Below are 20,357 nucleotides of genomic sequence, written 5' to 3'. Positions count from 1 at the left end.
CAGTGATATCTGGAATAATAGTTAGAGCACACTGAAGAGTGAACGGCTCTTTATCTCTTTTCGACTAATTAGATTTGACAGGACTAACCTAGTTAGCCGCTTTGACGATTTAAGAGACTCTTCACTTTCAAAATTCTCATTGCAAAATGCGATTAAATCACGACCTCTAAAAACAGCCCCACGATTGTTGCAATCACATATTACAGGTCCGTTATTAATCTCATATCGATAACACAATAGATCTTCAAGCGGTGCCCCATTAACAGCTTCGTGATCTAGTATTAGCGCGTACCCCATCACTTCAAGAAGATGTTTTTCAAACAATCTTAGTGAATGGTCAATCGTGTCACCATGCCGAATCTCATTAAGGGTTCTCTCATAGAGATCATAAAGATCCTCGCAAGGATCTTCTGTGTGTAATAGGTCTCTTATGAGTTCATTGAGATAGAGAGCACTAATCAACCGACTACCCAGAAGCGGGAGGGATGTGTGAGTAGTCTCTGCCTCTCTCAGAGTATATAGGTCACCTCGCCCACTCCAGCTAATCAATAGTTGATTGAAGGGTGTGAGCACAGGTTTAAGGCGAGATTTTGAACTGCGTGCACCCTTAGCGATAAGGGCTACTCTACCGTATGAAAAGCTGAACACATCAAGAATCAGACTGCTTTCACGATAGGGTCTCGAATGGAGGAGATAACATGGATGTGCATCGACACGTACCACTACAGTCGACTCATACTCTATTTATCGTTATAACCAAGGCTCTTCAGCGCCCTGTCATCATCAGCCCATCCCTCTTTAACTTTCACCCAAAGCTTAAGGAATACCTTCTGTTCCAACATGCGTTCAATATCAATACGCGACTTCTCTCCTATCTCCTTGAGCATCTTTCCTGCCTTACCAATCACGATGGCCTTTTGACTCGAACGCTCTACCCAAATTAGCGCATGAATCGTAACCAGACCCTGCTCCTCTTTGAAGTCTTCAATTTCAACCGTCAGAGAGTATGGTAGTTCTTTTCCAAGATTCCGTGTTAGTTTTTCACGAATGATTTCAGCGGCAAGGAAGCGCACGCTCTTATCAGTGACTTCATCGGGGCTAAACTGCGGATCAGATTGAGGTAGGTATTTTGCTACCGTCTCCTCAAGCATATCGAGATTCATGCCTCGGCTAGAGGAGATTGGTACTAGCGCAGCAAAACTATATTTCTGTGAGACCTCCCCTAGATAAGGGAGCAGCTTCTCTTTATCTTCTATCATATCGATCTTGTTGATCGCTAAAATAATGGGTACACCACTCTGTTTTGCGATCTCTAGTACACGCTCATCTTCATCACGCCACTGCATTCTATCAACAACGAAGATCACTACATCGATATCATGGATAACAGATATCGCAGACCTGTTCATATAGCGATTAACCGCCTTGGTCGCCTCATGGATGCCTGGCGTATCAACGTATGCAATCTGGTAGTTGTCTGTGGTCTTAATACCAAGAATAGAATGGCGAGTTGTCTGGGGACGCTTAGAGGTAATACTGATTTTTTGTCCGAGCTGATGATTTAGCAGTGTTGATTTTCCAACATTAGGTCGCCCCAGTATCGCCACATAACCAAAACGGAATTGTTCACTACTATTCATTTAATTTCATCCAGTGCTTTTTCAGCAGCCTGCTGCTCTGCCTGACGTCTACTGCCACCCTCTCCCTTGGTGTTGATATTCAGTGATGCCAGACAACAACTGACCTGAAACAACTGATTATGATCTTTTCCTGAGATTGAGATCACCTCGTAGATGGGTAGATCAATCTTACGGCTCTGTAGATACTCTTGAAGCCTGGTTTTTGGATCCTTTAGTAACGCGGGATCCATTGAGCTGTCGATTAAAGACTCGAACAGAGTCAATATCGTTTTTCGAACGGTGTTAATCTCTGAATCGAGATAGATAGCGGCCAGAATAGCCTCAACAGCATCAGCAAGAATTGAGTCACGGCGGAAGCCTCCGCTCTTGAGCTCCCCAGGACCTAGTTTGATAAATTCGCCCAGATTAAGCATGCGAGCCACTACCGCAAGTGACTCACCCTTAACGATCGATGCACGCCTTCGGCTTAATGCGCCTTCTCGCTCCTCAGGGTACTGTTGAAAGAGTGATTCTGCTATCACCATTCCTAGAATGGCATCACCTAGAAACTCCAGCCTCTCATTATTATTGCTACCTACACTTCTATGGGTCAGTGCCTTTTGTAGTAGCGTCTCATCCTTGAAACGATAACCAAGGCGCTGTTGTAGGCGGTCGAGCATAATATCAACGTGCAGGAGTAGTGTATTCAACGCTCTTATTAAATGAGCCAACAATACCGATTTGTTTAACCATCGGTTGCCTGACCTCGTACTCGATGGTCACGGTCATTTTGTTACTCTTTTCTTCGAACTTCACGTCCTCGACTGTCGCGTTTGTTACATCATTCATATCTAGTCGGCGTGTAATCATTTTCTTAAGATCTTTCTTCGACTTTTTACTCTCCTGAGCCTCATCTTTGATTGATTCCATAATGGAAACAACATTGGAGTATTCGAGATACATCGGCACCACACGCAGGGCGAGTAAGGTAAAAAAAGCGATCATCGCTAGAATAATCATCCAGCCCAGCGCCGTTACACCACGTTGTGAGTATGCAATTTTATTATTCATCATATCCATCCTCATAGAACCGTTATTAATCAATACTGCTTCCAATTCGCTGCCACTGAACACCACCACCGTTCCAGTCCCAGTTCATCCAGATAAAAAATGCCTTACCAACCAGATGCTTGTCGGAAACTGTACCCCAATAACGGCTATCATTGCTACGGTCTCGATTGTCACCCATAACGAAGTATTGCCCCTTCGGCACAACAATCTCCCCTTCCATGCCATTACTGTCCGGTACTACTAAAATCTCATGTTCTACACCCTCTAGCGACTCATCACGCAGACTGGCCCCTGTCATCTCAGCGCCCGCTCCATCACCAATATAAACGCCCTTTGATTTCTGCTTAATCGGATTACCATTAATGTAGAGCTGCTTATTGAAGTAGCCAACCTTGTCGCCAGGTATTCCCACTACACGTTTAATGTAGTCGATAGAGGGATTTTTCGGGTAACGAAACACCACTACATCGCCACGTTTGGGTGAGCCCAGTTCGATAACCTTGGTATCAGCAACAGGCAGCCTGAGACCGTAAGAAAACTTATTGACCAGAATAAAGTCACCCACCAACAGGGTAGGCATCATTGAACCAGAGGGTATGCGAAAGGGCTCTGCGACAAATGAGCGCAGAATGAGAACAACAAAGATCACCGGAAAAAACGAGCGCGACCACTCAACGGCAACTGGCTCTTTGGTCTCACCACCGGAGGCCTGCGCCGCTCGGCATTTGGCGAAAAACATCGCATCAGCGGCCCAGATAACACCCGTTACTAAAGTAGCCAGAACCAGAACTGCGGGAAAATCGAATGACATAGCGCTCTTTTACATATCCATGTGGGGTTTATTTTTTTCCAACCTGCAGAATGGCTAGAAACGCCTCCTGAGGAATCTCTACCCTGCCGACCTGCTTCATGCGTTTTTTACCCGCCTTCTGCTTCTCCAGCAGCTTCTTCTTACGAGTGATGTCGCCACCGTAACATTTGGCAGTCACGTTCTTGCGTAGTGCCTTGACCGTGGTACGGGCAATAATGTGATTACCGATGGCTGCCTGGATGGCAACATCATACATCTGCCGAGGGATGATCTCGCGTAACTTATCGGCCAGATCTCGACCACGAAACTGTGCCTGATCGTTATGTACGATGATAGAGAGTGCATCGACACGCTCGCTATTGATCATCACATCGAGCTTGACCATAGGGGCGGCCTGAAAACGTTCAAAGGCGTAGTCGAAGGAGGCGTAGCCACGACTGACTGATTTAAGACGATCGAAGAAATCGAGCACCACCTCACTCATCGGTAACTCATAGCTGAGCGCCACCTGGTTTCCGTGGTACTGCATCTTGCGTTGTACACCGCGCTTCTCTATGCAGAGCCCTATAACATTACCAACATGCTCCTGCGGAACCAGAATGTTGGCCATGATAATAGGTTCGCGAATCTCGTCGATCTTATTGGTCGGCGGCAGGTTAGCGGGATTATCGATTTCGATCTGCTCGCCCTGGGTATCGAGCACTTCGTAGATAACACTGGGTGCGGTGGTGATCAAATTAAGATCGTACTCGCGCTCGAGGCGCTCTTGAATGATCTCCATATGAAGCACACCAAGGAAGCCACAACGGAAACCAAAACCCAACGCCTGGGAGGTTTCTGGTTCGTAGTGAAGCGCCGCATCATTGAGTTTTAGCTTCTGCAGAGCATCACGAAAATCTTCGTAATCGTCGGAGCTAACCGGAAATAGACCTGCAAATACGCGAGGCTGCATCTCCTGAAAACCGGGCAGTGCTGTTTCCGAGGGATTAACTGCACCGGTCAGGGTATCGCCCACCGGCGCGCCATCGATCTCCTTGATACCGGCAATAACGTATCCAACCTCCCCCGCTTCGAGCGCTTCAAGGTCGTTGCGTTTGGGTGTAAAGATGCCGACCTTCTCGATCAGATGAGTCCGTCCTGTCGACATCACCTGCATTTTCGACTTGGGTGTCATACGCCCCTGCACCACTCGCACCAGCGAAATAACACCCACATAGCTGTCGAACCAGGAGTCGATAATCAGCGCCTGTAGCGGCGCATTCACATCACCCTCTGGTGGTGGAATTCGTTGCACCAACTGCTCTAGCAGGTCAGGAATACCGACACCGGTCTTGGCACTAACCCGCACGGCATCCTCCGCCTCAATGGCGATGATCTCTTCGATCTCGTTGATCACTTTCTCAGGATCGGCTGAGGGCAGGTCGATCTTGTTCAGTACCGGCACCACCTCGAGACCCTGCTCAATGGCGGTGTAGCAGTTGGCCACACTCTGTGCCTCAACGCCCTGTGCAGCATCGACCACTAGTAGTGCCCCCTCACAGGCTGCGAGTGATCGGGAGACCTCGTAGGAGAAGTCGACATGTCCCGGAGTATCAATAAAGTTGAGCTGATAGGTGTTGCCATCGTTCGACTTGAAGTCGAGCGTCACACTTTGAGCCTTGATGGTGATGCCACGTTCACGTTCGATATCCATAGAATCAAGCACTTGAGCAGACATCTCCCGATCCTCCAGACCGCCACAGTACTGAATAAAACGGTCGGCAATGGTCGATTTACCATGGTCGATATGGGCAATAATCGAAAAATTACGGATATTTTTCATATCTGACACGGGAGAGGACACCTACTTTACCTGTTTGATATCTCAAGATTTCTTTGAGCTGAATATCAAGCGGGGGGTGCAACTGCACCCCCCGCTCTGGATTACGCCGATTATATCCTGAAAACGGCTGGATAAGCACCCCAGCCCAGGATTTAGGCGACTATTCGGGCACGCGAATCGCCAGGAACACCGGGCCACCGCGACGCTGAACCAGTAGTGCAACCCTTTTGCCTGCGGGTAGCTCCTTGATCAGTGTTTCAAAGTGGCGGGTATCCTTCACATTGATGTTATTGATCATCACCACCACATCACCACGATGTATCCCTGCCTGTGCCGCTGGACCTGGTTTGACCGCCTCGACCAGCACACCATACTCACTCAGTTCGAGCGACTCGCGCTGCTCATTAGTCAGCTCGATCACATCGACACCAAGACGATTATCGGAGTGGCTACGCAGATTCTGCTTGCTGCTCTTCAGCTCCGCCTCATCGGGGAGCTCGCCGAGTTTAATCCAGATCTTCTGCTGCTTGCCCTCGCGCAGCACCGTGACCGGAACACGTTTACCCACGGGGGTTCTACCAACCACTGGCGGTAGTTTGCCTGAGCTATCAACGTGATGGCCATTGAACTCAAGGATAATGTCACCAACACGAAGCCCCGAGTTCTCTGCAGGCCCACCCGGTAATACCTGTGCAACCAGTGCACCCTGTGGCTTCTTCATACCAAATGATTCGGCGAGATCACGGGTAACATCCTGGATTAGTACACCAAGCCAGCCGCGGGTAACGTGTCCCTTATCCTTCAGCTGTGCGACCACATCCATTGCCACCTCAATCGGAATCGCAAACGAGAGGCCCATATACCCGCCGGTGCGGCTATAGATCTGTGAGTTGATACCGACCACCTTGCCGTCAAGATTGAACAACGGACCACCCGAGTTACCCGGATTGATTGCGACATCGGTCTGAATGAAGGGGACGTAGTTCTCGCTCGGCAGATTACGGCCCGTCGCACTGACAATACCGGCGGTCACGGATGACTCAAAGCCAAAAGGCGAGCCAATTGCCAGCACCCACTCACCACGTCGCAACTGTTCGGAGCTGCCAATACGGGCAACAGGTAGATCAGTGGCTTCGATCTTGAGCAGAGCGATATCGCTGCGTTTATCAAACCCGACCAACTCCGCCTTCAGTTCGCGACGATCATTAAGACGCACGATAATCTCATCGGCATCCTTGACCACGTGGTAGTTGCTTAGAACATAACCATCATTCGAAATAATAAAACCAGAGCCTAGTGAGCGAGCATCACGTTCCAGCCCTTCACTTTCACCACCTTCACCGAAGAATTTACGGAACAGCTCACCAAAGGGGCTATCCTCAGGCAGGTCGGGGATCTCCACATGGGGAATCACCCGCTTACCCTGTACTTTCTGTACCGTGCTGATATTGACTACAGCGGCACTATTCTCCTCTACCAGTTCGGTAAAGTCGGGAAGTGATACGGCGAACGCCTGGCTTGAGAAAATCACCAATAGCGCTGCCAGAAAGGGATGTCGGCTTATATCAAATACTCTGTTCATGCTTACTCCAATTATTATCTCGCTTCTCTGAGCAGACGCTAAATCTGATTCAGAGTTTCAACTCTCTTAACAACAACCGGTTGATAGAGTGGACTGCTACCGATCTTGCGGCTAAAGAGGCGCAACCAGAAGAGTCCGATCAACATACCTGTTATTCCGCCCACAATAGTGCTCATCTCAACAGCGGTGCCCAACTGTGGCGCCATCCACTCACCCAACATCGCACCCAGCAAGACACCCAACAACGGAACCATATAGACGGCAAGCGACCCGCGCACCAACGCCTCCTCACGGATCGCAATGACGACCTGATCACCTACACCTACCGGCACATCACATATGACACGAATGGGTGTTGTGCGGTTCCCGAGCACCTTCGAAAGAACGGCAGTTCCACAGCCTCTATTCGCAGCGCAGCTACCACAGCTACTCTTTCGCTGCGTCTCAACCCAGACCTCTCCACTCTCAACTCGAACAACCTGAGCCTGCTCCTCAATCACGGAGTCAGTCCGTAGATTTCTGCTGAATCGATTCAGCGATCAGCTTAACCGTAGCGGCTGGCACCTCACCAACAGCGACGATCTGGTGTGGCTCTACAAAGCGTGAAAACGCGTTGACCGAACCCCCCATCGCGTGGGACCCATCAGGTAGATGTGCCTCACCGGCCTGTTCGATAAATACCGACACCGTAGCCAGACCATCGGAGTAGACCAGGTGCTCGACCTGCCGACTGGAACGCTGTTGATTGAGTGTAAGTTCAAATCCGCTCGGCAGCGCCCTACTCTCCCACAACCCAGCGGCTCCGTGCTCTTGCTGCACTTCAACCGATTTGCTGTCGGCCTGACGAAGACGACACGCCTCTGATTTTAGCCACGCTTCTGGAACCTTATCCATTAGCTTTAAAGAGGTGAACATCAGCTGCTCTATCGGCTCACCTTCGTTATCCAGCACCATAAAGTTGAGTAGAAGCGCTCTCTCAGCATCGAGCCAGAGGCGGTAGCCATAGCGGAGTTTGTCGGGTGGCTCGATGGCAATCACATCGGCCATTCGACCAGCCATCCGGTCCTGTCCCAGTAGCTCTATTGAGTAGTTTCGAGAGAGCTGCTCAATACTGCCGAAGGCCGCATAGGGCAGAAGATGGGTTGAGGGTGTATGCGAATCACCAGCAACATCGACCTTCGGTTTTCTTCCGCCGGTATAGATGCACTGCCGACCGCCGCCACGGCGAACGATCTCGCTATGAACCCCGGAGAGAGTGGTTAAACGTTCACCACCACCATCGGCACTCCCTTGGTGGAGGATATGCATCGGCTCAAGATGATCACCCTGCTTGAAGACAAAATCGCCCTCGTAGCTGAGGTTCTCCATCGCGGTGCGCATTTTTTCGAGCAGCATCTGCGCATCTGCGCCGCTGACAGCAGCAACGTTCCAGAGCAGTAGCCAGCCGATCAGAATGGTAAGGGTACGGTTAAACATAGTGCCTCTACTCGACCATTGCGCGCTCAACGGCGATTCTCCTGATCGGTGACATACCCTGAATACTTCTGCCAGATAGCTGCTCACTGTGGACCACCAGGTAGCGATCGAGCTCCCGCTGCAGATTGGGGCGCGGACCATACTCTTCGAGTCCCGCAAGACGGCGATATTCAACCGGTTCAGCAGGTTTCTCGGCAACCAGTTCACCGCCACCATCAATAGAGACCTGTGCATTAAACTGCAGGGCCAGCACGGCGACTGTTGCGACCGAAGCGGCGACTGCAAACCCAGCCAACGGTTTTATGAATCGAGAGGTCAGAGAGTTTCGACGCTGCATCGTTGGCGCCGGCTCGTCGACCAACACACTGGCGATACGATCGGCCAGTTGATCATCTTGAATAGAGGTGCCGTGTCCGCTGATCGCATCACCGATCTGGTGGTAGCTCTGCCAACGGCGTCGCAGCTCACCATCCTCACCAATACGTTTGTAGAAGAGTTCTAGCTCCTCAGCGCTGAGTTCACCATCGATCCAGGCCGAGAGTTGTTCGCCGACTTTATCGCTCATAATTCACCTCTACTTCTCGAGTTCTCTCAGTTGCTTATCGATCGCTTCGCGGGCACGGAAGATTCTCGATCTCACCGTCCCCACGGGACACTCCATCGTCTGTGCTATCTCCTCATAACTCATGCCCTCGAGTTCGCGTAGCAGAATCGCTGTACGCAGCTCCTCAGGTAGCCGTTCAATCGTTGTTGATACGGTCTGCATCACCTCATCACGCATCGCTAGCGCTTCAGGCGAATCCCCATCACGCATCGTGGCCGGTGCGTCGATCTTCTCAATCTCATCGGCATCAATGTCGCTACTGGGCGGCCGGCGACCGCGACTGACCAGATAATTCTTGGCGGTGTTGATCGCAATCCGATAGAGCCAGGTGTAGAAGGCGCTATCACCACGAAACTTTGCGATCGCCCGGTAGGCCTTAATAAAGGCCTCCTGCGTCACATCCAGCACCTCACTCTGATCCTTAATGTAACGTGAGATCAGTTTGATAATACGTTGCTGGTACTTGAGCACCAGCAGGTCGAAGGCGCGTTTATCACCCTCCTGGACACGTACTACCAGCTCTTGATCTGTTGCTTGGCTGCCCATTCGGGGCTACCCCTTATTATATGGCCGTAGCCCGCTTATGGGTGATACGACAATGGTGTTGGAAGATAGTTCGCAAGTGACGTCTAAAAGAGGGTATATTGCCGTTCATCATGCCTTTTCGACAAAATAACCGTATTAGATAGTGACTCAAACAGCAGAAAACACCCCCTACTTCGATGTGTTGATCATCGGCAGCGGTGCGGCCGGCCTCAGTACCGCACTTCGCCTCCCTTCTGATCTCAGTGTTGCCGTTGTCTCCAAGGAGCGTCTGCGTGAGGGCTGTACCCTCTACGCTCAAGGCGGCGTCTCGGCCGTACTTGATAAAGAGAACGATTCGATCGAGTCACACGTCAAGGATACACTCAATGCAGGTGCCGGACTCTGCGATGAGCAGATCGTAAATTATACCGTTGAAAACGGCCCCAAGGTGATTGAGTGGCTGATTGAGAACGGTGTCGATTTCACCACCGAGGAGTCGGCTGAGGGTGACACCTGCTACCACCTCACTCGTGAAGGTGGCCACACCCACCGTCGTGTTATCCACGCCAAGGATGCCACCGGTCGTGAGATTGAGACCACCCTACTCGGACAGATCAAACAGCGCAGCAACATCACCCTGCTGGAACGTCATATTGCAGTCGACCTCATCACCGGCTCCAAGCTGGGTCTTGATGACCAGCGCTGTCACGGTGCCTACCTGCTCGATCGTCAACAGGATAGCGTCAATGCGGTGCGTTCGCGCTTTGTGGTGCTGGCCACTGGGGGGGCCAGCAAGGTCTATCTCTATACCAGCAATCCCGACATCTCAACCGGCGATGGAATCGCGATGGCGTGGCGCGCCGGTTGTCGAGTCGGCAACATGGAATTCATCCAGTTTCACCCCACCTGTCTCTACCACCCCCAGGCAAAATCGTTCCTGATTACCGAAGCGGTACGTGGTGAGGGGGGACGACTGCTGCTGCCCGATGGCAACCGCTTTATGAACCGCTTCGATGAGCGAGGCGAGCTGGCACCACGCGATATTGTCGCTCGTGCCATCGACCACGAGATGAAACGGCTCGGTGCCGACCACCTTCTGCTCGATGTCAGCCACCGCTCAGCCGAATTCATTGCCGAACACTTTCCAACTGTGCAGAAGCGCTGTCTCGAGTTTGGCATCGACATTACCCAGGAGCCGATTCCGGTGGTGCCTGCTGCCCACTACACCTGCGGTGGCATCGTCACAGACCAGCAGGGGCAGACCGATATCGATGGTCTGTTTGCCGTCGGTGAGGTCGCCTATACCGGCCTTCACGGCGCCAACCGCATGGCCAGTAACTCGCTGCTGGAGTGCCTGGTGTTTGCCTCAGCCGCAGCCGATGCTATTGCGACAGCAGTCGATACGATGCCACCACCCGCCGCAGTACCCGCCTGGGATGAGAGCCGCGTGACCGACTCCGACGAGGAGGTAGTGGTTTCGCATAACTGGGATGAACTACGCCATTTCATGTGGGACTACGTCGGCATCGTGCGCAGTGATAAACGGTTGCAGCGGGCCAAAAGTCGCGTCGACCTACTGTTGCGAGAAATTGATGAGTACTACGGTAACTTCCGCATCAGTAACGACTTGATTGAACTGCGAAACCTGGCGCAGGTGGCCGATCTGATTATCCGTTCGGCACAAAGTCGCACGGAGTCACGCGGTCTCCACTACACCATCGACTATCCGCAAACAGATGAACTTCTCACCTCACAAACGACCATCCTGACGCCCTGAAGCAAGATCTTCCTGCTGAAGGCTTCGCAGTGCGACAACCAGTTGTCGTCGGTAATCGGCATCAAGCATATCGCGCCAGATCACTACACACACGCTTCTACCTTCCATAGCAAAGCGCAGAATAGTGAATAATCGGTGTAGATAACTCTCGGCCAGCAATGAGGCCGTTACAGTTGATCCATCACGGCGCGTTAACAGCCATCCCTCCTCACGATGAACCGCTCGCAAAACGGCGTGGCGGTGGCTCAATCGAGCGAAGCGGTGAATTGAGTAATAGAGGCTGACCGTTAACAACAGGAAGAGCATCAACACCACAACTATATTCAATTCAGTTAGCGCGAGAGTAATCGCTGCGGCGGCATGCAGGAGCAGTAGAACAACAGTGAACTCAGCAGATGGCTGCAGTTCAACGTTGGGCGTGGCTACGGATCTGTTTGACGACACCTTGTAACTCTCCATCCATGGGTTCGGCACGTCCCATCAACCACTCCAGCAGCTCCTGGTCGGCCGATGTTAATAGCCGCTCGAACTCACCCCGCTTTTTGTCATCCAGTTCTGGATAACACTCATCCAGATAATCACGAAGCAGCACATCAAGCTCTCGCATACCACGCCGACACTGCCACTGCAGTCTTGCCAGCTTACGTTCATCGTCATCCAGACTCATACCGAGCGCTTTAACATCATCTGTTTAATATTGCCGATCGCACGGGTCGGATTAAGTCCCTTAGGGCAGACCTGCACACAGTTCATGATGGTGTGACAGCGGAACAGCTTGTAGGGACCTTCCAGTGCTTCCAGCCGTGCCTCGGCCTCCTGATCACGGCTATCGGCGAGGAAACGCCACGCCTGCAGCAGTGCCGCAGGCCCCAGGAACTTATCGGGATTCCACCAGAATGAGGGACATGAGGTGGAGCAGCTACCGCAGAGAATGCACTCATAAAGGCCATCAAGTTTGTCACGATCAGCGGGGCTTTGCAGTCGCTCCACCTCGGGTTCCGGATCGTTAACGATCAGATAGGGCTTCACCTCGCGGTACTGACGGTAGAAGGGTTCCATATCGACAATCAGATCACGGATCACCGGCATGCCTGGCATCGGACGGATTTCAATCGGTTGTTTGAGTGAGTCGAGTGGTGTGATGCAGGCGAGTCCATTGGTACCGTTGATATTCATGGCATCAGAACCACAGACACCCTCACCACAGGAGCGACGAAAGCCGAGACTCTCATCTTTTACTTTAAGTAGTTTGAGTGCATCAAGCAGCATCATGCCGGGAGAGAGCTTTTCATCGGCCAGCTCACAACTCTCCATGTAAGGCGTCTTATCGACTTCAGGATTAAATCGGTAGATTGAGAATCGCATCGCAGTCAGTACCGGGTCAGTAGACCCGCTCCTTGGGTGGGAAGGAGTCAACCGAGACCGGTTTGAGCCGAACCGGTTTATAGTCGACCTGACGATCATCGTGGAAGTAGAGAGAGTGTTTCATCCAGTTCACATCATCACGATCGGGGTAGTCAATTCGAGAGTGGGCACCTCGGCTCTCGGTGCGCGCCAGGGCGGAGCTAACGGTGGCCAATGCCAGGCCCATCAGGTTCTCAAGCTCCATCGCCTCGACACGTGCCGTGTTAAACACCCGGCTGTGATCATGTAACGCAACCTGATCCATACGTTGCTCGAGCTCACTCACCTTCTCTAGCCCCTCGCGCAGAACCTCTTCGGTACGGAATACGCCACAGTATGTCTCCATGGCTTGCTGTAGTTCACTCCGCAGTCCATCGACGGTTTCACTACCATCGGTTCGATCCCAGCGCTCCAGACGTGCCATCGCCTGATCGACGCTCGCCTGATTGAGTGGGCGATGGTGTCGGTTGTGCTTCAGGTGATCAATGATGTGGTTGGCCGCCGCGCGACCAAAGACCAAAATATCGAGCAGCGAGTTACCACCAAGACGGTTGGCCCCGTGTACCGATACACAGGCACACTCCCCTGCAGCATAGAGCCCAGGGACCGGCTCTTCGGGTGCCGTATCGAGAGGTGTCACGACCTGGCCGAAGCGGTTGGTCGGAATGCCACCCATGGTGTAGTGGGCGGTAGGTGCAACTGGAATGGGGGCATCGATCGGATCGATATGGGCAAAGGTCATCGAGAGATCACGGATGCCGGGCAGACGTTTACGGATCACCTCTTCACCAACGTGATCGACCTTGAGCAGTACGTGATCCTTTTCAGGGCCACAGCCTCGCCCTTCGCGCAGCTCAATGGCGATGGCTCGACTCACCACGTCGCGACTGGCAAGATCTTTGGCACGTGGTGCATATCGCTCCATAAAGCGCTCGCCCTCGCCATTGACTAGATAGCCACCCTCACCCCGCGTTCCCTCAGAAATCAACATCCCCTTGCCGGCGATACCGGTCGGGTGGAACTGGAAGAACTCCATATCCTGGACTGGAATACCGGCACGTAGCGCCATCGCAATGCCATCGCCGGTGTTGATCAGTGCGTTGGTATTGGTGCGGAACAGCTGCCCTGCCCCACCGGTGGCGATCAGAGTGGTCTTCGCCTCGATAATCATCGGCTCACCGCTGGCGATATCGAACACCAGCGCACCTAAGATATTACCCTCATCGTCCTTGAGCAGATCGACCGCAAAGTACTCATCGAAGAAGTGGGTGCGCGATTTGATATTCTGCTGGTAGAGCGAATGGAGTATGGCGTGGCCGGTTCGGTCGGCCGCCGCACAGGTACGCGCCACCTGCTCACCACCAAAGTCGCGACTCTGACCACCAAAGGGGCGCTGATAGATCTTGCCGTTATCGAGTCGTGAGAAGGGGACGCCGAAGTGCTCCAGCTCATAGACGATTCGCGGAGCGGCACGGCACATATACTCGATCGCGTCCTGATCACCGAGGTAGTCACTCCCCTTGACCGTGTCGAACATATGCCAGTGCCAGTTATCGGGCAGTACATTGGCCAACGCCGCATTAACCCCACCCTGTGCCGCGACGGTATGTGAGCGTGTCGGGAATACCTTGGAGACCACTGCGACATGGGCCTCGGCCCGAGCCAGCTGCAGCGCTGCACGCAGACCACCGCCGCCGGCTCCGATGATCAAGGTATCAAACTTGCGATGCGCAATTGTCATCCCGCCCCCAGTAATATTTTAAATACCCAGACCGCCTCACCCAGTAACAGCGCCATTAATAGTGTCAGCATCAGCAGTCGTAACAGGGTTGGATGGATATAGTCGAGTATGACATCGCGAATACCGACCCAGGCATGAAGCAGTAGCGCGATAAAGAAGAGCGAGAAGGTGATCGTCTGCAGTGGAGATGCCATCCACTCCTGCCAACCATCAAAGGAGAGAAACGGGTCGATGGCGAGGATGAGTAGCAGATAGATTAGAAAGAGTGCGATGTAGATCGCGCTGATGCGCTGCACCAGCCAGGCATTCATCCCCTGCGCACCGTGACTCATATTAAAACTCCGGCGATCATCAACGTCAGGATCAGGGCAGCAATAACAACCCACCAGGCACTGCGTCGACTCGACTCCTTCTCAATACCAATGTCGATATCGATAAGCAGAAAGCGGATACCGGCCAGTAGATGGTGAATGAGAGCCCAGAGCATCGACAGCATCACCAACAGTGAGATGGGATGACTCAAGATGGAGAGCACCTGGTTATAACCGCTGCTATCGCGCAGCGAGAGTCCCAACAGATAGATCGAAGCGGGAATAGCGAGAAACATCAACACACCGCTGGCGCGGTGCAGAACAGAGACCCAGGCAGTTGCGGGTAGCGTAATCTTGAAGAGATTAAGGTAGACCGGACGACGCTGCATACTACTGACTACTCCTTGAATTGATCGATTAGCGGGTCGTTGGTACTCACTGCCTATAGCTTTAGCATAGATTGAAGCACATTAATATTTCCTCCCCCGATGAGCACTGAATTCCCCCTCTATCAGAGGTGTATTGAGCTGACATTGTGGACTCGATTGCATAGAATCGAGCAATACCTATTGCCTGAGAGCGAAACGATGAATTCTGAATGGAATAGCTTTTTACAGAGCGCGAAAGCACAGTTTGATGACACAGGCACGGTGAGTGGATTTGAAGACACCCCATCACCTACAGACAACCTGATCTGCGATCTTAGCCATTTCGGCACCATCCGAGTTGAGGGTGAAGAGGCGCGTGACTATCTGCAGAATCAGTTCACCAACGATATGCGTGAAGTCGATGAGAATATCGGTCAACTCAGCGCCTACTGCAGCGCCAAGGGGCGCATGCTGGCGATCTTCACCATCTATCAGCACAACGACGCCTTCTATCTGAAGCTACCTCGTCCACTGGTCGAACCGATTCTTAAGCGCCTGCAGATGTTTATTCTCCGCGCCAAGGTCACACTGACAGATCTCAGCGACGAGCTGATTCGAATAGGCGTTAGTGGTGATGCCTGCCAACAGCAATTAAAGAGCATAATGGGCGAGCTACCCGAGAACGATTTTGCAGTAACCCACAACTCCGTCTCCATCCAGCGAATTCCATCAACATCACCGCGTTATGAGATATGTGGTGACGTCGAAGCGGTAAAAACGCTCTGGCAACAACTCAGTGACGCGGTACCCACAGGGGCCGATGGTTGGGAGCTGCTCGATACTGAGGCGGGTCTACCTCAAATCTTCACCGAGACCTTCGAGGCATTCGTGCCACAGATGGTCAATCTACAGCTGGTCGAGGGTGTCAGTTTCCGCAAGGGTTGTTACCCAGGCCAGGAGGTGGTGGCACGCATGCAGTACCTAGGTAAGCTCAAACGTCGCATGTACCTCGCCCATGTCGATAGTTCAGCGGCCCCATCTCCTGGTGATGAGCTGTTTGACCCAGAGTCAGAGTCCAATCAGGGTTCCGGTAAAGTGGTCCGAGTAGCCCCACACCCTGAAGGTGGTCACTCTCTGCTGGTCGTCACCCAGATCAGCAGTGCCGAGGCCGACCGACTTCAACTCACCGATGCAGAGGGCCCTACACTGAGCATCAATGATCTGCCCTACCCGTTTGAGATCGAAGAAGCTGCATCGTAAACGCAATGGTTTGTAACCCAACCAATATAAAGGGGCCATCACGGTGGATACCAAAGAGGATTTCATCGCCGAAATCGAAGCTGACTTAGCCAATAACACACTGGTTCTACCTACTCTGCCTGAGGTTGCGCTCAAGGCACGCGATACTGTTGAAGATCCAGAGTGTAGTGTCACTGAAGTGGCTGCTATTACCGCAACCGATCCCTCGCTATCAGCGCGTCTGCTTCAAGTGGCTAATAGCCCTCTCTATCGCGCCCGTGCACCGATTGAAAACCTGAAAACGGCGATCTCGCGAATGGGGCTGACAACGACGCGCAACCTGATTACCAGTCTGGTGATGCAACAGATGTTTCAGGCGACCAGTGAGGCACTCGATACGCGGTTACGCACCCTCTGGGAACACCATGTCAACGTGGCTGCCATCTCTCGAGTTCTGGCGATGGCCTTTCCCCATCTCGATCCCGATGAGGCACTGCTGGCAGGCCTGATTCACGATATCGGCGCACTGCCCGTACTCTCAAAGGCGGAAGGGTATCGCACCATGATCAAAAACATCGAGCTTCTTGATCGGTGCGTCAGAGAATTACACACAGATCTGGGGCGGAAGATTCTACAATCGTGGCAGTTTCCCCAGGAGTTGATCGATGTGGCGGCGAATCATGAGGATATCACTCGTGACCATGATGGGCCGGTCGACTACACAGATCTGGTCATCGTCGCCAATCTGCAGAGCTATGCAGGCACCGATCATCCGTTGGCCTCTGTCGATGGCTCTACTGTTCCAGCCTTTGACAAGGTCGGCATTGAGCCGGAGATTCACATCGGTGATATCGATGACAACGCCGAACAGATCGAGGCGGTCCAGAGTATTCTGCTCGGTTAACTATCGTTGAGCCAGTTTGGCTATTTCAGACTGGTCTCTGCCAGCGCCTGTTCAATGGTATTGCTATCGAGACGCTCAAAATCATCACGATTGAAGGTCAACATCCCACCCGACATCTCGCACCATGTCAGACCACTACTCCAGGCCGGCACGGGGTGAGTTCCCTGCGAAAGCCGTGGAAAACAGTAGAGTCTGCCAGGTAGATAGAGCAGATTGTAGGGAATCTCCTGCTGATGAAATTCTTCGATTCGTTGCCAGGCTACATCTGCATCATCAAAGCGTTCACACCGTGCTGGATAGGCTCGCCCACCACCGTTGTGTTGCCACTGCGATGAGGCAACCGGCATCGGCGTCTCACGAATAAACATCTGCAGATGGAGATGGTTGATCGATGCCAGTGCGCCATAGGCGTTATAGCCGATGCCAACACCCGGAATCGAGTCGGCAAGTGATTCGACAACTTGCCAGCTATAGCGATGATCCACCTCGGTCAGAAACTGCGGCAGGCCTCGGTTTCGTTCCGGAACCAGCAGCGTATGTAGTTCAGCGAAGGGGTATTTATTGTAGAAGAGTGAGATCTCACGCCCCATCAAATCCCCCTCCCAGAGTTTCTCACTCTGCAGAAAGGGTTTGTTGAAGTTAAAACAGTTTTTATCGTATTCGGCTCGAATGCCAGTCGTTGCCTCAGCGGTCAGGCGTCGTGGACGAAACGCCCTCAGGTGGTTGAACTGAACATTCCAACCATCAATCGATCTATCCTCAGTAATATCGAGCGCCTCGAATCCGATTGCAGCCATTTTCAGAAAAACCAGCAGGTCCTCATCGCTATCGGTAATCTGATAGCCCTTCTCCAGCATCTGCTGGTAAAACCCCATTTTGGCGGTGAAGAGTGCTCGCAGATCGCCCTCCATCACCCGATAGATATCGTGATCGAAGGTTGCGTTAGCGCAGGCGAGAATAAAGGTTCCGAGCCCCTCATTGCCCAGCATCGTAAAGAGACCCGCTTCAAAGGCTGAGCGAAAGTTTGTGCTGGAGCTAAAGAGGTCACTCTGTTTCACGTGGGGCCTTCACTCTGATAATGGTTACTGCTGAAATGGTTTGTAACTGACATCGACGATATAGAACTCCGCCTCACCCGAGGGGAGTTTTACGGTGAATGAATCATCGATACGACGCTTCATCATGGCACGAGCCATCGGTGAGTCCATGCTGATATAACGTTCATCCATATCGAACTCATCGGGTCCAACGACGCGATAGGAACGCTCATCACCCGTCTCGTTTTCAAGTCTGACCCAGGCACCAAAAAATATCGTGCGAGGATCATCGGGTTCACCCTCAACAACCGCGATGTTTTCGAGTCGTTTCCTTAAAAAACGGACTCGGCGGTCAATCTCTCCGAGCTGTTTTTTTCGATAGATATACTCAGCGTTTTCCGAGCGATCTCCCTCTGCTGCCGCTGCTGAGAGTGCCGCTGTCACCTCGGGGCGCTTCTTGCGCCAGAGAAAGTCGAGCTCCTCATCGAGCTTCTGCTTTCCCTCGGGAGTGATGTACTTCGATCCCGGTTTCTGCGGCGGACGATACCTACCCATCTTGATCTGAGATGTTGTTACTCAACCGCACGCATATGGGGGAAGAGCAGTACGTCACGGATCGAGGGTGAGTCGGTGAAGAGCATGACCAGACGATCGATACCGATCCCCTCTCCCGCTGTCGGTGGCATACCGTGCTCCAGCGCGCAGATGTAGTCGGCGTCGTAGTGCATCGCCTCATCATCGCCAGCATCCTTCTCAGCAACCTGCATCTGGAATCGCTCGGCCTGATCCTCGGCGTCGTTAAGCTCGGAGAAGCCGTTGGCAATCTCACGGCCACCGACAAAGAACTCAAAACGATCTGTGACAAAGGGGTCGTTGTCGCTACGACGTGCCAGTGGTGAAACTTCGGTCGGGTAAGCGGTAATAAAGGTAGGGTCCTTGAGGCGATGCTCAACGGTCTTCTCAAAGATCTCAATCTGAACCTTGCCCAGGCCATAACCATCCTTGAGCGGGATCTCGAGCTTTTCTGCAATGGCACGTGCCTGATCCATATCATCGAGCTGGGCATCAGTTAGCTCGGGATTGAAGTGAAGGATCGACTCTTTGACCGTCATACGTGTAAAGGATTTTCCAAAGTCGTACTCCTCACCCTGATAGGTGATCTTGGTAGAGCCGATCACATCTTCAGCAATGCCACGCAGCAGTGCCTCGGTCTGATCCATCAGGTCGTGATAGGTGGCGTAGGCCTCATAAAACTCGACCATGGTGAACTCGGGATTGTGACGCGTCGAAAGGCCTTCGTTACGGAAATTACGATTAATTTCATAGACACGCTCAAAGCCACCGACAACCAGCCGTTTCAAATAGAGCTCTGGCGCGATGCGCATGAAGAGCTCCATATCGAGTGCATTATGGAAGGTGCTGAAGGGGCGTGCTGTGGCACCACCCGGTATCGCCTGCATCATCGGTGTCTCGACCTCAAGAAAACCACGAGAGTCGAAGAATTTTCGCATGTAGCTGATGACCGCCGAACGCACACGGAAGGTATCCCGAGTCACATCACTCATAATCAGATCGACATAACGCTGACGGTAACGCGCCTCGGTATCGGTCAGTCCATGCCACTTATCAGGCAGTGGACGTAGTGCCTTGGTCAGCAGTTTGAGCGAATCGACCTTAACGGAAAGTTCGCCAGTCTTGGTCTTGAACAGTGCGCCCTCAGCACCAATAATGTCACCGATATCCCACTTCTTGAACTGTTCGTTGTAGAGCCCTTCTGGAAGTGAATCGCGCTGAACAAAAAGCTGAATGCGCCCCGACATATCCTGCAGGGTGGCAAAACTCGCCTTACCCATCACGCGTTTGAGCATCATGCGGCCCGCTACCGCAACACGGATCGGTGTCGCCTCCAGCGCTTCGTTATCCTTCTCGCCATACTCAGCATGGAGTTCGGCCGCAACCACGTTGCGACGGAAATCATTAGGGAAGGCGACACCATTTTCGCGGATATCGGATAGCTTGCGACGACGCTCGGCTATCAGCTTATTTTCGTCCTGCTGTTCACTCAT

At 52.4% G+C, this 20,357-nt stretch carries 23 protein-coding genes; 3 read left to right on the top strand and 20 right to left on the bottom strand.

Going from position 1 to position 20,357, the window contains the following annotated elements; translation table 11 throughout:
* Positions 1 to 21: 21 nt before the first annotated feature.
* From recO to rpoE, 11 genes are all read right to left on the bottom strand, one after another.
* Positions 22 to 723, bottom strand: coding sequence for a DNA repair protein RecO (gene recO / locus BOW52_RS17965; RefSeq protein ID WP_172840059.1), 702 nt, complete (start codon positions 721 to 723; stop codon positions 22 to 24).
* Between the two features lie 17 nt (positions 724 to 740).
* Positions 741 to 1,640, bottom strand: a complete 900-nt coding sequence (gene era / locus BOW52_RS01450; RefSeq protein WP_078482304.1) for a GTPase Era — start codon at positions 1,638 to 1,640, stop codon at positions 741 to 743.
* Entirely contained in the window at positions 1,637 to 2,299 is a 663-nt protein-coding gene (rnc, locus tag BOW52_RS01445) for a ribonuclease III (protein ID WP_078482303.1), read from the bottom strand. Before rnc ends, era begins: the two co-directional genes overlap by 4 nt.
* Before the next feature lie 4 nt (positions 2,300 to 2,303).
* Positions 2,304 to 2,693, bottom strand: a complete 390-nt coding sequence (locus BOW52_RS01440) for a DUF4845 domain-containing protein (RefSeq protein ID WP_172840058.1) — start codon at positions 2,691 to 2,693, stop codon at positions 2,304 to 2,306.
* Positions 2,694 to 2,715: 22 nt separating this feature from the next.
* Positions 2,716 to 3,501: a signal peptidase I gene (gene lepB / locus BOW52_RS01435; protein ID WP_078482301.1), complete on the bottom strand. Its 786-nt coding sequence runs from the start codon at positions 3,499 to 3,501 to the stop codon at positions 2,716 to 2,718.
* A gap of 28 nt (positions 3,502 to 3,529) precedes the next feature.
* Positions 3,530 to 5,323 carry a translation elongation factor 4 gene (gene lepA, locus BOW52_RS01430; RefSeq protein ID WP_078482300.1) on the bottom strand — a complete coding sequence of 598 codons (1,794 nt, stop codon included), beginning with the start codon at positions 5,321 to 5,323 and terminating at the stop codon, positions 3,530 to 3,532.
* 160 nt (positions 5,324 to 5,483) lie between these two features.
* Positions 5,484 to 6,905: a DegQ family serine endoprotease gene (locus tag BOW52_RS01425; protein WP_078482299.1), complete on the bottom strand. Its 1,422-nt coding sequence runs from the start codon at positions 6,903 to 6,905 to the stop codon at positions 5,484 to 5,486.
* A gap of 38 nt (positions 6,906 to 6,943) precedes the next feature.
* On the bottom strand, positions 6,944 to 7,405 hold the full coding sequence (locus BOW52_RS01420; RefSeq protein ID WP_078482298.1) for a SoxR reducing system RseC family protein: 462 nt from the start codon (positions 7,403 to 7,405) through the stop codon (positions 6,944 to 6,946).
* 4 nt (positions 7,406 to 7,409) lie between these two features.
* Positions 7,410 to 8,381 (bottom strand): MucB/RseB C-terminal domain-containing protein, encoded by a 972-nt coding sequence (locus tag BOW52_RS01415; RefSeq protein ID WP_172840056.1) that lies wholly within the window; start codon positions 8,379 to 8,381, stop codon positions 7,410 to 7,412.
* A 7-nt stretch (positions 8,382 to 8,388) separates the two neighbouring features.
* The gene (locus tag BOW52_RS01410; RefSeq protein WP_078482296.1) at positions 8,389 to 8,946 is read right to left on the bottom strand and encodes a sigma-E factor negative regulatory protein; all 558 of its coding nucleotides are present in this window, start codon (positions 8,944 to 8,946) and stop codon (positions 8,389 to 8,391) included.
* Positions 8,947 to 8,955: 9 nt separating this feature from the next.
* A complete protein-coding gene (gene rpoE, locus BOW52_RS01405; RefSeq protein WP_078482295.1) occupies positions 8,956 to 9,531 on the bottom strand; it encodes an RNA polymerase sigma factor RpoE in 576 nt (191 codons plus the stop codon).
* A gap of 142 nt (positions 9,532 to 9,673) precedes the next feature.
* On the opposite strand from rpoE, the gene nadB reads away from it, so the two are divergent.
* The gene (gene nadB, locus BOW52_RS01400) at positions 9,674 to 11,287 is read left to right on the top strand and encodes an L-aspartate oxidase (RefSeq protein WP_078482294.1); all 1,614 of its coding nucleotides are present in this window, start codon (positions 9,674 to 9,676) and stop codon (positions 11,285 to 11,287) included.
* Here nadB and BOW52_RS01395 read toward each other — a convergent pair.
* Genes BOW52_RS01395 through sdhC form a run of 6 tightly spaced genes read right to left on the bottom strand, consistent with a single transcriptional unit; the run spans position 11,261 to position 15,132 of the window.
* Positions 11,261 to 11,731, bottom strand: coding sequence for a protein YgfX (locus BOW52_RS01395; protein WP_135621923.1), 471 nt, complete (start codon positions 11,729 to 11,731; stop codon positions 11,261 to 11,263). The genes nadB and BOW52_RS01395 overlap by 27 nt on opposite strands.
* Complete coding sequence (locus BOW52_RS01390) at positions 11,694 to 11,954, bottom strand: FAD assembly factor SdhE (protein WP_078482293.1); 261 nt, start codon at positions 11,952 to 11,954, stop codon at positions 11,694 to 11,696. Before BOW52_RS01390 ends, BOW52_RS01395 begins: the two co-directional genes overlap by 38 nt.
* Entirely contained in the window at positions 11,951 to 12,652 is a 702-nt protein-coding gene (locus BOW52_RS01385; protein WP_078482292.1) for a succinate dehydrogenase iron-sulfur subunit, read from the bottom strand. Before BOW52_RS01385 ends, BOW52_RS01390 begins: the two co-directional genes overlap by 4 nt.
* Before the next feature lie 16 nt (positions 12,653 to 12,668).
* Positions 12,669 to 14,432, bottom strand: a complete 1,764-nt coding sequence (sdhA, locus tag BOW52_RS01380; RefSeq protein WP_078482291.1) for a succinate dehydrogenase flavoprotein subunit — start codon at positions 14,430 to 14,432, stop codon at positions 12,669 to 12,671.
* A complete protein-coding gene (sdhD, locus tag BOW52_RS01375; RefSeq protein ID WP_078482290.1) occupies positions 14,429 to 14,764 on the bottom strand; it encodes a succinate dehydrogenase, hydrophobic membrane anchor protein in 336 nt (111 codons plus the stop codon). Before sdhD ends, sdhA begins: the two co-directional genes overlap by 4 nt.
* The gene (gene sdhC / locus BOW52_RS01370; protein ID WP_078482289.1) at positions 14,761 to 15,132 is read right to left on the bottom strand and encodes a succinate dehydrogenase, cytochrome b556 subunit; all 372 of its coding nucleotides are present in this window, start codon (positions 15,130 to 15,132) and stop codon (positions 14,761 to 14,763) included. Before sdhC ends, sdhD begins: the two co-directional genes overlap by 4 nt.
* A 198-nt stretch (positions 15,133 to 15,330) precedes the next feature.
* On the opposite strand from sdhC, the gene ygfZ reads away from it, so the two are divergent.
* Complete coding sequence (ygfZ, locus tag BOW52_RS01365; protein ID WP_078482288.1) at positions 15,331 to 16,371, top strand: CAF17-like 4Fe-4S cluster assembly/insertion protein YgfZ; 1,041 nt, start codon at positions 15,331 to 15,333, stop codon at positions 16,369 to 16,371.
* A 43-nt stretch (positions 16,372 to 16,414) separates the two neighbouring features.
* Positions 16,415 to 17,254, top strand: coding sequence for an HDOD domain-containing protein (locus BOW52_RS01360; protein ID WP_172840055.1), 840 nt, complete (start codon positions 16,415 to 16,417; stop codon positions 17,252 to 17,254).
* Positions 17,255 to 17,274: 20 nt separating this feature from the next.
* Here the strand turns inward: BOW52_RS01360 and BOW52_RS01355 are convergent, their stop codons facing one another.
* The 3 genes from BOW52_RS01355 to lysS are packed head-to-tail and all read right to left on the bottom strand — an operon-like array spanning position 17,275 to position 20,357.
* The gene (locus BOW52_RS01355) at positions 17,275 to 18,312 is read right to left on the bottom strand and encodes a GDP-D-glucose phosphorylase 1 family protein (RefSeq protein WP_078482286.1); all 1,038 of its coding nucleotides are present in this window, start codon (positions 18,310 to 18,312) and stop codon (positions 17,275 to 17,277) included.
* Between the two features lie 24 nt (positions 18,313 to 18,336).
* Complete coding sequence (gene greB, locus BOW52_RS01350) at positions 18,337 to 18,846, bottom strand: transcription elongation factor GreB (protein ID WP_078482285.1); 510 nt, start codon at positions 18,844 to 18,846, stop codon at positions 18,337 to 18,339.
* A gap of 17 nt (positions 18,847 to 18,863) precedes the next feature.
* A complete protein-coding gene (gene lysS / locus BOW52_RS01345) occupies positions 18,864 to 20,357 on the bottom strand; it encodes a lysine--tRNA ligase (protein WP_078482284.1) in 1,494 nt (497 codons plus the stop codon).

It is taken from the genome of Solemya pervernicosa gill symbiont (assembly GCF_002020875.1).
In the GTDB taxonomy this organism is placed as follows: Bacteria; Pseudomonadota; Gammaproteobacteria.
This window is presented reverse-complemented; position numbering and strand designations above follow the sequence as displayed.

Bases quoted from the DNA above. Each gene is read 5' to 3' on its own strand.
- era (WP_078482304.1), bottom strand. From the start codon at position 1,640: ATGAATAGTAGTGAACAATTCCGTTTTGGTTATGTGGCGATACTGGGG.
- rnc (WP_078482303.1), bottom strand. From the start codon at position 2,299: ATGCTCGACCGCCTACAACAGCGCCTTGGTTATCGTTTCAAGGATGAG.
- BOW52_RS01440 (WP_172840058.1), bottom strand. From the start codon at position 2,693: ATGATGAATAATAAAATTGCATACTCACAACGTGGTGTAACGGCGCTG.
- lepB (WP_078482301.1), bottom strand. From the start codon at position 3,501: ATGTCATTCGATTTTCCCGCAGTTCTGGTTCTGGCTACTTTAGTAACG.
- lepA (WP_078482300.1), bottom strand. From the start codon at position 5,323: ATGAAAAATATCCGTAATTTTTCGATTATTGCCCATATCGACCATGGT.
- BOW52_RS01425 (WP_078482299.1), bottom strand. From the start codon at position 6,905: ATGAACAGAGTATTTGATATAAGCCGACATCCCTTTCTGGCAGCGCTA.
- BOW52_RS01415 (WP_172840056.1), bottom strand. From the start codon at position 8,381: ATGTTTAACCGTACCCTTACCATTCTGATCGGCTGGCTACTGCTCTGG.
- BOW52_RS01410 (WP_078482296.1), bottom strand. From the start codon at position 8,946: ATGAGCGATAAAGTCGGCGAACAACTCTCGGCCTGGATCGATGGTGAA.
- rpoE (WP_078482295.1), bottom strand. From the start codon at position 9,531: ATGGGCAGCCAAGCAACAGATCAAGAGCTGGTAGTACGTGTCCAGGAG.
- BOW52_RS01390 (WP_078482293.1), bottom strand. From the start codon at position 11,954: ATGAGTCTGGATGACGATGAACGTAAGCTGGCAAGACTGCAGTGGCAG.
- BOW52_RS01385 (WP_078482292.1), bottom strand. From the start codon at position 12,652: ATGCGATTCTCAATCTACCGATTTAATCCTGAAGTCGATAAGACGCCT.
- sdhA (WP_078482291.1), bottom strand. From the start codon at position 14,432: ATGACAATTGCGCATCGCAAGTTTGATACCTTGATCATCGGAGCCGGC.
- sdhD (WP_078482290.1), bottom strand. From the start codon at position 14,764: ATGAGTCACGGTGCGCAGGGGATGAATGCCTGGCTGGTGCAGCGCATC.
- sdhC (WP_078482289.1), bottom strand. From the start codon at position 15,132: ATGCAGCGTCGTCCGGTCTACCTTAATCTCTTCAAGATTACGCTACCC.
- ygfZ (WP_078482288.1), top strand. From the start codon at position 15,331: ATGAATTCTGAATGGAATAGCTTTTTACAGAGCGCGAAAGCACAGTTT.
- greB (WP_078482285.1), bottom strand. From the start codon at position 18,846: ATGGGTAGGTATCGTCCGCCGCAGAAACCGGGATCGAAGTACATCACT.
- lysS (WP_078482284.1), bottom strand. From the start codon at position 20,357: ATGAGTGAACAGCAGGACGAAAATAAGCTGATAGCCGAGCGTCGTCGC.